We start from the raw sequence: 11,566 nt of genomic DNA on the forward strand, positions 1-11,566 counted from the left end.
TTTGGGAAATTCCCTCAAGCCACTTCAGCCACATCGGTCACTAGCGCCCCTACAACCACAGCCTCCTGAGAAAATGGGCCCTAACGTAACCACAACGTATGCACGGAGCGCTAGCTAAAACCACAACATATAGACATTTTCCTGAACCTTTAGTTCAGGACACACTAGATGTAGTGAAATTTGTCTAAATTTTTTCCTCGAGTGACGAAAATAGCTAGATATCGGAGGAAAAGCGCACGCCACCGTCCGGCAAACTCACTCCCGGCCACACGCGCAGGCCATCGCGCAGTTCGCAGCGGGCACCGATAACGGCCCCCTCACCGATCACGCAGTCCACCAGGTGAGCCCGCGCACCGATGCGCACGCCCGCGGCAATCACGCAGCGCTCCACAGTCGCGCCCGCCTCGATCTGCACGCCATCGAAGACCACAGATTCCTCCACGCGCGCCCCGCCGCCGATCTCCACGCCGCGGCCGATCACGGTGCCGCCCAGAAGCAGTGCCCCGCCGGCGATGGCGCTGGACTCGTCCACCAGGCTCTCCCCGTGGCGCCCATCGAGCAACGGCGAGGGGGCGATGCCGCGCACCAGGTCCGAGGACCCGCGCACGAAGTCCGCTGGCGTGCCCATGTCGCGCCAATAGGACTGGTCAACGTGGCCGAACACGCGGGCGCCGGATTCCAGTAGGGCCGGGAAGATCTCGCGCTCCACGCTCACCGGGCGGCCGGCGGGGATCTTCTCGATCACAGAGCGGTTGAACACGTAGCTGCCGGCGTTGATCTGGTCCGTCGGCGGATCCTCCGTCTTCTCCAGGAACGCGCTCACGCGGCCGTCGGCGTCCGTGGGCACGCAGCCGAAGGCGCGGGGGTCGGAGACGCGCAGCAGGTGCAGCGTCACGTCGGCCTCCTGCTCCACGTGGGTCTTCAGCACGGCATTCAGATCCGTCCCGCCCAGCACGTCACCGTTGAAAACCATCGCGCGGTCGTATCGCAGGTGGTCCAGCACGTTGCGGATGCCGCCGCCGGTGCCCAGCGGCTCCTCCTCCACCACGTACTCGATCTCCAGGCCCAGGTGGCTGCCGTCACCGAAGTGCTCTTCGAAGACCTCGGCCTTGAACGAGGTGCCGAGCACCACGTGCGTCATCCCGGCGGCCTTGATGCGGGCCAGCAGGTGCTCCAGGACTGGTGCACCGGCCACCGGCAGCATCGGCGGCGGGATGGAGTTAGTCAGGGGGCGCAGTCGGGTGCCCTTGCCTCCGACCAGGATCACTGCGTCGGTCGTGGCTGCGAGATCTACCACTTCTTTGGCCTTTCTGTTCCTTACTGCTTTTTGCTATTGGTTTTCACACACTAGTCACTGTTCTTGCTTCGGCGTTCAACCCACGCCGTGCGCTGCCGCAATTGCAATCTTCTCGCGGATCTTCAGCCCGGCCTTCAGCACCATGCGCACCGGAAGGTAGCGCCACCCCGGCAGCCGATCCGCCTGGAAGCGGTAGGCGCTGTCATGGTGGGCCTTCAGCACGACGTCCGGGTGCTTGCCCGCCACGTGCCCCTTTGCGTGCCGGATCTCCGCGCTCGGAACGAAAACATTCAGCCAACCCGCGCGCCCCAGCCGGTCGCCCAGGTCCACGTCTTCCATGTACATGAAGTACCGCTCGTCGAACCCGCCCAGGGCCTCGAAGGCATCCCAGCGCAGCAGCAGGCAGGAGCCACTAAGCCAGCCTGCGGTTCGCTCGCTGTCCATGTCTTCGTCGTCCAGGTAGCGCTTGGTCCAGGGATTGGTCGGCCAGATCTTGCCCAACAGCGCATGCCCGATGCCGGAGCCGAGTTGCGGCACCGCGCGGGCGGATGGGTAGGCGCTGCCGTCCGCCTCTACGATGCGGGGGCCCAGCGCTCCTGCTCGAGGGTGACGCCGCGCCGCCTCCAATAGTTTCTCGATCGCGTCTTCGCTAAACACGACATCCGGGTTGGAGATCACCAGGTAGTCCGAGTTGATCTCTCCGGCTTCACGGGCCGCGCGCAGGTGGCGGGCACCGAGGTTCATACCGGCCCCGTAGCCGACGTTGCCCCCGCTGTAGAGCAGCTCCGCGCGCCCGGCCTCCGCGGCCGCCTCGGGAGCTCCGTCCGTGGAACCGTTGTCCACCATGACGACCCGCGCGTTGGTTGGCACCGAGTCCAGGAACTTGTTTAGGTACTCCCCCGGTGAATAGGTCACGGTGATAATCGCGATGGGTGCCTCTGTCATGGCCGTTGAGGTTACCCCAGGGCAGCCCGCAAACTATCCCGCCACGCGGGCAGGCCGGTCGCCGGAATCTGCAGGGCACTGTTGCGGGGCCGGCGCGCGGGAGTGGGATACTCACTGCTCGGAATGGCCTTTACTCGTGCCGGATCGCATCCCAGTGTGGCGAAGATCTCGCGGGCGAAGCCGCACCATGTGGTCAGCGGTCCGGAACCGGTCACGTGGCTGATCGCCGGAGACTGTCGCCCGTCCACCATCGCCGCCAGCTCCGCTGCTAGAACGTCAGCATGGGTAGGTCGGCCGTATTGGTCGTCCACTACCGCGGGGTTCACGCCCGTCCGCGCCAGGCGCGCCATGGTGGTGGCGAAGTTGCGCCCAGTCGCGTCGTAGACCCAGCCCGTGCGGACCACGTGGCCGCCGAGGTTCAGCACCCGCCGCTCCCCCTCCAACTTGCTGCGCCCGTAGGCGTTCAGCGGGCCGGGCTGGCCGTCAACCGGATTTTCGCAGCCCACCGGCAGGTCTCCGGAGAACACGTAGTCGGTGGAGACGTGCCACATCTGCACCCCATGCACCTCGGCCCAGGAGGCCATCCTCCCCGGGGCTACCGCGTTTACCTGGTGCACCACGCTCGCGTTTTCAGGCTTCTCGGCATCGTCCACGGCTGTGAATGCAGCGAGATTGACGATGGCGTCCACGGCAGACGGCGGCGTCAATAAGAAAGAGTCCACAGATCCCGCAACGGCGAGGTCCGCGTGCGCGCGCCCTACCGGCACAAAGTCGGGGCGGAGGCGCAGCAGGGCCCGGCCTACCTGACCGGAGGCTCCGAAAACCAAAACACTCATAAAATCAGTACTACACCAGCGGCATCTTTGCCGCTAAAGTGTGAACAATGACAGAGCAGACAGGGCATCAGAGAAGCCGCCATTCACGGCGTATCCAGGCAGCCCCCGGTGGTGTAGAAGCCAAGCAGATCGGCCCTGGCTGGTCGCGCGGGGTGCTGGCTGCGGTCTCGGCACTCGCGCTGGTCGTGATGGGTATCGGCTACATGGCGGTCGGCAATTTGAACGGTGGGCTGGCCCAGGCGGACAACCTGAACCTCGGCAACCAGCCGGACGGGGCGACCGACATTCTGCTGGTGGGCGTGGATTCCCGTACAGATGCGAAGGGCAACCCGCTGTCCCAGAAGGAAATCGACATGCTTCGTGCGGGCGAGGAAGAAGCCACGAACACGGACACGATGATCCTCATCCGTATCCCGAACGATGGCTCCTCGGCGACCGCGGTGTCGCTGCCCCGCGACACGTACGTCAGTACCCCTGACAACGGCAACATGAAGCTCAACGGCGTGTACGGCACCGCCAAGTTCGAGAAGTCGCAGGAGCTGGCGAAGAACAGCGACTACAGCGAGTCCGACATCGACCACAAGTCCACCGAGGCGGGCCGCCAAGCGCTCATCAGCTCCGTGGCGGACCTCACCGGCATCAACGTCGACCACTACGCCGAGGTTGGCCTGCTGGGCTTCGTGCTGCTCACCGACGCCGTTGGTGGCGTGGACGTGTGCCTGAAGAACAAGGTCGACGAGCCCCTGTCCGGCGCGAAGTTTAAGAAGGGCCGCCAGACCCTCAACGGCCAGAACGCGCTAAGCTTCGTCCGCCAGCGCCACGAGCTGCCGCGCGGCGACCTGGACCGCATCACCCGCCAGCAGGCCTACATGGCCAGCCTGGCCAACAAGGTGCTCTCCTCCAAGACCCTGACCGACCCGGGCAGCATGTCCAAGCTCAACGACGCGGTGCAGCGATCCGTGGTGCTGGACAGCGGCTGGGACGTGATGGGCCTGGCCACGCAGATGCAGAACATGGCCGGCGGCAACGTGAGCTTCCAGACCATCCCCGTGACCAGCATCGACGGCACGGGCGACTACGGCGAGTCCGTCGTGACGGTGGATAACGACCAGGTCCACGAGTTCTTCGAGGATCTGCTGGGCGACAAGGCGGGCGAGGAAAGCACTTCCTCCGACAAGCCCGCCGACATCACCGACTACAAGGCCAAGGACTACAAGGTCAACGTCTTTAACGCCTCCGAGGCGCCCGGTCTTGCCGCTCGCGTGTCGGATCTGGCTAAGGACTACGGTTACAAGCCGGGCAAGGTCGGCAACCACGCCGAGACCGGCATTTCCGAGTCCCAGGTGAACGCCAAGAACCCCGACGACCCGGCGGCCCGTGCCCTGGCGAAGCAGCTGGGCGGGCTGAACGTGGTGGAGGATTCCTCCCTGGACGAGCACGAGCTCTCCGTCACCCTGTCCGGCACCTACGCCGGCCCGGGCATTCTGGAGCAGTCCGCCCCGCTGACCAAGCCGGACGACCCGAACGTCGGCACGCTCACCGAGGGCATCAAGGACCTCGACGGCGACGGCATCCCGGACGAGGACGCCTCCGCATCCCAGACCGGCACTGACAGCACCGGCTCTGACAAGCCCGCCACCGTCGGCACGCCGGGTACCGGCCAGGGCACCGACCGAAAGGATCCGATCGACGCCGGTGGCGACGGTCCGATGTGTGTGAACTAATGGATATTATCGCCCCGCTCGTTGCCCAGGATCCGGCCAGCCCGCGCCTGACCACCTACACCCCGGCTGGCCGCATGGAGCTATCCGCCCAGACCCTGCACAACTGGCAGTCGAAGGCCGCCCACCTGCTGGATTCGCTCGCCCCGGCCTCGGTCGGGATCGCCTGCGCCCCGGGTTGGCAGCCGCTCATGATTGTTCTGGGTTGCTGTCGCACTGGTGTTTCTATTGTGGACGCCGACTCTTGCGACGTGCTTTTTACCGACGACCTAGCTCTGGCGGAAGCCCACTCGGGTGAGGTTTTCGTGCTCTCCGACGACCCTTTCGGCCGTGGAGTGGAGGAATCCGGCGGGGAGCTGCCCTTCGGTGTGAACGACTTCTCCCCCGAGCTGCGCGTGCAGCCGGATGACTATCCCGGCCCGGCGGCCGCCCCCGCCCCAGAAGGTCCGCGGGTGCTGGTGCCCGCGTGGACCGATACCCAGTCGATGCTGGATACACTAAAGCCGCTGCGCGACGGTGGGTCGGTGGTAATGGCCACCGAGCCCACGGCCGAGATCGCAGCGGCGGAGAACGCGACTATTTAACGTCCTTGCGCTGGTGGACGAGGAAGGCCCAGGCCACCAGCACCACCGTCCATGCGCAGACGATGGCCACGCTGACAGGGGTTTCGTGCCCGCCGATGGAGACGCTGCCGCCCAGGATCATCCAAATGTTGTTGAACGGCAAATAGGGCGCGATGTTATCGGCGATCCATTGGCTGAGCTGCTGAGAGATCAGCTCCACCGCGGTCGCCCACACTAGCGGCAGCGCCACCGCGCCGGCCGAAGAGGGAATCAACACGCCGATCGCGGAGGCCATCAGGCTGATCAGCCCGGCAAACAGGATCGTGTAGCCCAGCAGCGGCAGCTGGTCGGTGTTGATCTTCTGCGGCAGGGTCGCCATCATCGCGACCGAGACTCCCACTGCCACGGCCATGGTCACCATCGCCAGGGCTGCGTTGACGAACATCTGCGCGAACAGCTGCTGCCAACGGGCGGGGATCACCAGGAAAGACTGCGCGTGCAGGTTGTGCCCGCGTGTACCGCTGACCCGCACGGCCGAAAGCGACAGAATCATCAGGTACGCCGGCATAAGGCCCACGCCCAGCTCCATCAGACCCACCTCCGGCTCGTTCATCCCATATTCAGACCTGTAGTAGCTCAGAGTCAGCGCGTTGGCACCGATGTAGAACAGCAGGACGAAGCCCAGCATGATCCAGGTGCCCCACATGACGCGCGAGCGCGTCCACTCACTGCGGATGATTCCTAGCATTACTGACCCCTCCTGTCCTGAGTCCTGTACTCCACTGCCTGGCCGGTCGCGTCCAGGAACTTCTGTTCCAGCCCCGCGCGCTGCGGGGTCATTTCCAGCACCACCGCGCCGGTATCGCGCGCTAGTTCCCCGAGGCGTCGATCCAAGTCGGGGGCCTCGGAGGCGAACTCCAGGGAGCCGTCGGGGCGCCGCGTGAGGTTGATGCCGTCCAAGCGTGAGGTGGCGTCCACAAAAGAATCGGGATCGGCTACACGCATCCGGATGGTGGGCTGGGCGCCCGTGCGGAGGAACTCGTCCATCGTGTATTCGCCGATGAGGGAGCCCTTGCCGATGACGACCAGGCGGTCGGCGGTGAGTTCCATCTCGTGCAGGAGATGGGAGCTGACCAGCACGGCGCGGCCTTCGGAGGCGCTGCGGCGGATGAGCTCGCGCATCCAGTGCACGCCCTCCGGGTCGAGGCCGTTGACCGGTTCGTCGAGGATCAGGTGCTTCGGGTCGCCCAACAGGGCCACGGCGAGGCCCAGGCGCTGCTTCATGCCGAGGGAGAACTTCTTGATCTTGCGCTTCTGCACCCCGGCCAGGCCCACCAGCTCCAGGCACTCGTCGGCGCGGGACTGCGAGATCCCGGCCGCCTGCGCGATGGAGCGGATGTGCGCCCGGGCGGAGTGGCCGGGCATGTACCAGGTGGGTTCCAGCAGCGCGCCGGCAATGTGCGGGCGCTGGGCGCGGTAGGCACTTAGGGGCTGGCCGTCGAAGGTGACCTCCCCCTTGCCTATCGTGTCCAACCCCAGGATGCAGCGCATTGTTGAGGATTTGCCGGAGCCGTTCGGACCCAAAAAGCCCGTGACCTGCCCGTCTGGGACAGAAAAAGTGAGCCCATGGAGAACCTCCGTGGACCCATACTTTTTGGTTAATTCTTTTACTGCGATCATGGCGCCAGTGTAACTAAAACCTATTTCACGTCTCGGACCTTGTTGCTGTACAGCCCCAGCACCAGCAGGGCAACCATCCAGGCGATCATCACCGCGAAACCGAAGCCGGGGCTGACCATGTCGGTGTGGTCCTGGGCGTAGATCCAGGTTTGCATGTCTTGGACGCGGCTGCCCGGGGAGAGGTTGTACAGAGTCTTCAGGAAGGAGATCTTTTCACCCGCGGCGTACAGCAGGCCCTCGACCACCAGCATCCACACCAGCGGCAGTGCGATGGCACCCACTCGATTACGCAGCAGTGCGGCGATGCCGACGGCCATCACGGCGAAAGCCGGGGCGCCCACCGCGTATCCCCACAGCAGCAGCTGATCTTCGCCGGTGAAGTGCCCGGCCGGGAATACATTGAACACCGCCCAGCTGAGCGCCACGCCGAGGATGTAGTTCAGTTCCACGAACACCGCCGCCACCAGCGCGCGGGCTAGCAGCCAGGAACTCCGGTGTTTCTGGGTGAGGAAAGCGTGGGCCGTCATGTGGTTACTGATGTCGCCGCCGGTCGTCGAGGCGCCGAAGATGATGGCGATCATCAGGAAGATCATTCCGCCGAATAGGAGGTCGGGCCAGCCGCCGTCCAAGCGCGGGGAGTCATTGAAAAGCATGTAGAGCGTCGTCGGGCCGTAGATCGAACCCGTGAAAAGGATCACGTAGATCCAGGTGCTGCGGAGGCTTAGCAGCTTCGTAACTTCGGAGGAGATTGCTTTGAGCATGGTTTGTCTCTTTTCTGTGCGGGGTCGGTGCGGGTCTAGTTGCTGCGGTATTCCTGCTGCCCCGCCGTCGCGGCGAGGAAGCGCTGTTCCAGGTTGTCGGCGGTGGTCGCGAGCTTGGTCACAGCGAACTTTTCCTCCAGGGCCGTTGCCGCGATCGCCGCGCGCACCTCGTGTTCTGGAATGTTGTTGACGCCCACACGCAGCGTCCGCTCCCGGTCCAGATCGACCTGGAAGCCGCGGCTGCGCAGGCTGTCTGCTAGCAGGACCGCTTCCTTGCACTCGACCTCCACGTGGGCGCCGCCGGCGAGGAACTCGTCTAGGGTTTGCTCGCCGATGAGCTTGCCCTGGCCGATCAGCACCAGGCGGTCGGCAGTTTGCTGCATCTCGCTGAGCAGGTGGGAGCTAACCAGCAGGCCGCGGCCGTCGTCGGCAAGATGGCGGATGGTGCGACGCATCCAGGACACACCCTCCGGGTCGAGGCCGTTGACCGGCTCGTCGAGGATCAGGTGCTGCGGGTTGCCAAGGAGGGCGGCGGCCAGGCCGAGGCGCTGCTTCATGCCGAGGGAGTAGCCGCCGACTTTCTTCTTGCCCGCGCTGGTGAGGCCCACCATGTCGAGGCATTCGTCCACGCGCTTGTCGGAGATGCCCGCACCCTTCGCGATGACACGCAGATGGTTGCGGCCGCTGCGGGCAGGGGTGAACCAGGCGGCGTCCAGGACCGCGCCGGCGATGCTGGACTTGTTATCCAGGCCTGCGAAATCGCCGGCGTACCCCTTGCCGCTGAAGGTCACCTTGCCGGCGCTCGGCTTGTCGAGGCCGAGCATGCAGCGCATGGTGGTGGACTTGCCCGCGCCGTTGGGCCCGAGGAAGCCGGTCACCTGCCCGTCCGGGACGGTGAATGAAAGGTCGTTGACTACTGTTTTCTTGCCGTACCTCTTTGTGAGGTTTTCCACGATGATCATGGTTCCCATGCTGCCGCCCGGGGTGGTGTTCCCACATCGGACGAGGGGTTGATCTTGCGTGTCCTACCTCAGTATGACGGCCCGCCCTCCTGTTCTTCGATCGCCTGGTGGTACTCGGCCAGCGCCTTGGTTTTGCGGACGTTGCGCTGGGCGAAGGTCTCGCGCCCCAGCGGCCCCTCGGCCTCGGTGATCACGCTGTGCCCGTCGCCGTGGGAGGTCCATACCTCGTGCCCGTCGGGGTGCAGGGCGACATCCCAGCTGCCGGCGGTCTTGAGGTTGTGGTGCTTCGAGCAGAGTAGGTGCAAGTTCGCCGTGGACGTCGGTCCGCTGCCGTAGCGCCGCACGTGGTCGTACTGGCACTTGTAGGCGGGAACCTCGCAGCCCGGGAAGCGACAGTGCAGGTCGCGCCCGGCGACGGCTGCTTTGATGCTCTCCGTCGGCACGTAACCCTCGCATTCCGCGTAGCCCGGCGCGGACAGGTGAGTCACCCGCTGCAACCAGGTCTTGGAGGCGGAGCGGTTCAGCCAGTGGTCCTCTCCCAGCACCGCACCGTCGTTCGCCGGGTCGTGGTACAGGTTCAGAGTCACCGAAACCTCGGCCTTATCCGTGATCAGCCGCAGCATCGCCTCCGGCTGCGAGCACTCGTACTTCTTGGCGGTGGCGCGCACAATCTTGTCGACCTCGATACCCTCCATCCGCGGAACCCGCAGCGTGAAGGTGGTGTACTCAGGGTCGCGGCAATCCACATTGAAGCTTGGCTCGGCCGCGGCGGCCTCATCCTTAGGTACGACGTTCCGATCGACCTCCCGCAAAATCTTCGAGATGCGGTTGTGGATAGTCCTCGGTGAAAACACGTGCTGGTCGGGACGTGAGGGCGTCAATACCTCAAGAACCTTGCCCTCAACCCTCTCCCGGTCGTCGGGCGACACCGGCAGCAGATCCTGCGCCACCCGCAGCACGTGGCGGGCCGTGTAACACCCCTGGTGAAACAGCTCGACAAGCCGCGGAAAGTCGCGCAATACGAAAGCGGCCTCGGCCCAGGCCTCCGCGACCCCGGCCGAAACTCCCAGACGTACGGCGAGGCGGGTGCAGAAATCGGGCACCAGATCCTCCCCGTCCGGGACGCATGCCATTATCAGTTGGAATTGTTGCTGATTGAGCTGCCGCGCCGCCACGGTCAGCGGATCCTGCGAACTGGCTATTCGAAACGATGGTGGTGAGGTAGTCATGGAGTTCCCCTAATCCAGCGGCGAGGTTGTGGTGCCCCCGCCAAACTTCCTAACTAAAGAATAGAACACACCATCAAACCAAGTCAATACCCCCGGCGAAACTTTTTTCCTTTTTATTGACGCCACCAGCCCTAACAGCGAAAACACCCGTAAAGCTAAGGTAGAGGTTTTAGAAAGTCTGTTCGAGTAAATCCTCGGAACTGACGAGGCGATACTTGAAGGCAAACAGCACCGCATGCACCCGATCGCGCGACTGGGTCTTCGTGAGCACCCGGCCGACGTGCGTCTTCACGGTGGGCAGCGAAATGTAGAGCTTGTCGGCGATCTCCTGGTTGCTGAAGCCCAGCGCGATGAGCTTCAGAATCTCCAGCTCGCGCGGGGTCAGCGGATCGGGAAGATCCAGCTCCACGGGCTCGCGGCGCTGCGGGGTTTGCTCCATGCGGATGCTGCGCAGCAGGCGCGCGGTGGCCTTCGGGCTGATCACGGCCGCCGAATCACCGACGGTGCGGACGGCGGAGATGAGGTCCTCGGGGTCGGTGTCCTTGAGCAGAAAGCCGCTGGCCCCGGCCTCCACTGCACCGAGGACGTAGTTGTCGTTATCGAAGGTAGTCAGCACGATCACGCGCGCCCCGGAATCACCGGAAACCACCCGGCGGGTCGCCTCGATGCCATCCATGTTCGGCATCTGCACGTCCATGAGGATGATGTCCACGGGCTGCGATTCGGCCAGCTCGCAGGCCTCTTGGCCATCGGCAGCCTGCCACCGGACGGTGATGTCATCCTGCGAATCCAACACCAATCCAAAGCCGGCACGCACCAGCTGCTGATCGTCGGCCAAACCTACGCTAATCACTTAATCCTCCTTCGCAAAAGGCACCGTCGCGGTCACGTTCCACCCGCCGGGGTACACCGCGGAAGCACCCCACTTGGCCTCGCCGCCGTGGATCGCCACGCGCTGGCGGATGCCGGTCAGGCCGCGGCCAGAGCCCTCTATCTGCTCATCGCCCGGCGCGTTATCCACGCTAATTGTCACCCGGGCGGGCTCCCACTCCAGCCGCACCTGCGCGGGCACAGAACCCGCGTGCTTCAGCACGTTAGTCAGGGATTCCTGCACGATGCGGTACACGCTGAGGTCGCGGACCTCGTCCAACTGGCGCGGCTCACCCGTGACGTGCAGCTGCACCTCCACCCCGTTGCGCTTCGCATCCGCCACCAGGTCGGGCACGCCAGCCACCCCAGGGGTGACGGTGGTAGAACGCGGCGAGGGGGCGTCATCGTGAAGAACAGAGAGCAGCTCCCGCATCTGGGTCAGAGCCGAGCGGCCGCGCGCGGCGATAGTGTCGAGGGCCTCGATGGCCTTGTCGGGATCCTTGCGGCCCGCGTAGCGCCCGCCATCGGCCTGTGCGATGACGACAGTGAGGGAATGCGCGACGATGTCGTGCAGTTCGCGGGCGATGCGGTTGCGCTCGCTAACGGTGGCGAGCTCGGCGCGGGCGGCCAGCGCCTCGACAGCCTGGTCGCGGCGCAGCGAATAGCGACCTGTCAACCACATCAGGGCGACGGTCACGGCGG

The 11,566-nt window shown here is 64.8% G+C and carries 12 protein-coding genes; 2 read left to right on the forward strand and 10 right to left on the reverse strand.

The window, feature by feature from the left end; translation table 11 throughout:
- Positions 1-214 precede the first annotated feature (214 nt).
- The 3 genes from Q0331_RS09565 to Q0331_RS09575 form a co-directional block, all read right to left on the reverse strand.
- On the reverse strand, positions 215-1,297 hold the full coding sequence (locus tag Q0331_RS09565; protein ID WP_298076123.1) for an NDP-sugar synthase: 1,083 nt from the start codon (positions 1,295-1,297) through the stop codon (positions 215-217).
- Between the two features lie 75 nt (positions 1,298-1,372).
- The gene (locus Q0331_RS09570; RefSeq protein WP_070487826.1) at positions 1,373-2,242 is read right to left on the reverse strand and encodes a glycosyltransferase family 2 protein; all 870 of its coding nucleotides are present in this window, start codon (positions 2,240-2,242) and stop codon (positions 1,373-1,375) included.
- 11 nt (positions 2,243-2,253) lie between these two features.
- The gene (locus Q0331_RS09575; protein WP_298076124.1) at positions 2,254-3,078 is read right to left on the reverse strand and encodes a sugar nucleotide-binding protein; all 825 of its coding nucleotides are present in this window, start codon (positions 3,076-3,078) and stop codon (positions 2,254-2,256) included.
- A gap of 47 nt (positions 3,079-3,125) precedes the next feature.
- Between Q0331_RS09575 and Q0331_RS09580 the strand changes: the two genes are divergently transcribed.
- Positions 3,126-4,802 carry an LCP family protein gene (locus Q0331_RS09580; RefSeq protein ID WP_298076125.1) on the forward strand — a complete coding sequence of 559 codons (1,677 nt, stop codon included), beginning with the start codon at positions 3,126-3,128 and terminating at the stop codon, positions 4,800-4,802.
- Positions 4,802-5,383, forward strand: a complete 582-nt coding sequence (locus Q0331_RS09585; RefSeq protein WP_298076126.1) for a TIGR03089 family protein — start codon at positions 4,802-4,804, stop codon at positions 5,381-5,383. Before Q0331_RS09580 ends, Q0331_RS09585 begins: the two co-directional genes overlap by 1 nt.
- Here Q0331_RS09585 and Q0331_RS09590 read toward each other — a convergent pair.
- The 7 genes from Q0331_RS09590 to Q0331_RS09620 form a co-directional block, all read right to left on the reverse strand.
- Positions 5,376-6,110, reverse strand: a complete 735-nt coding sequence (locus Q0331_RS09590) for an ABC transporter permease (RefSeq protein WP_298076127.1) — start codon at positions 6,108-6,110, stop codon at positions 5,376-5,378. The two genes, Q0331_RS09585 and Q0331_RS09590, sit on opposite strands and share 8 nt — an antisense overlap.
- Positions 6,110-7,042 (reverse strand): ATP-binding cassette domain-containing protein, encoded by a 933-nt coding sequence (locus Q0331_RS09595; protein ID WP_035004345.1) that lies wholly within the window; start codon positions 7,040-7,042, stop codon positions 6,110-6,112. Before Q0331_RS09595 ends, Q0331_RS09590 begins: the two co-directional genes overlap by 1 nt.
- A 20-nt stretch (positions 7,043-7,062) precedes the next feature.
- Positions 7,063-7,803, reverse strand: coding sequence for an ABC transporter permease (locus tag Q0331_RS09600; protein WP_298076130.1), 741 nt, complete (start codon positions 7,801-7,803; stop codon positions 7,063-7,065).
- A 35-nt stretch (positions 7,804-7,838) separates the two neighbouring features.
- Positions 7,839-8,774, reverse strand: a complete 936-nt coding sequence (locus Q0331_RS09605; protein ID WP_298076131.1) for an ABC transporter ATP-binding protein — start codon at positions 8,772-8,774, stop codon at positions 7,839-7,841.
- 59 nt (positions 8,775-8,833) lie between these two features.
- Positions 8,834-9,898 carry an HNH endonuclease signature motif containing protein gene (locus tag Q0331_RS09610; protein WP_298076132.1) on the reverse strand — a complete coding sequence of 355 codons (1,065 nt, stop codon included), beginning with the start codon at positions 9,896-9,898 and terminating at the stop codon, positions 8,834-8,836.
- A 265-nt stretch (positions 9,899-10,163) separates the two neighbouring features.
- On the reverse strand, positions 10,164-10,847 hold the full coding sequence (locus Q0331_RS09615; protein ID WP_298076134.1) for a response regulator transcription factor: 684 nt from the start codon (positions 10,845-10,847) through the stop codon (positions 10,164-10,166).
- Positions 10,848-11,566, reverse strand: a 719-nt coding sequence (locus tag Q0331_RS09620; protein WP_298076135.1) for a sensor histidine kinase, incomplete at its 5' end; no start/stop codon positions are given.

The organism is uncultured Corynebacterium sp., from assembly GCF_937999985.1.
Taxonomy (GTDB): domain Bacteria; phylum Actinomycetota; class Actinomycetes; order Mycobacteriales; family Mycobacteriaceae; genus Corynebacterium.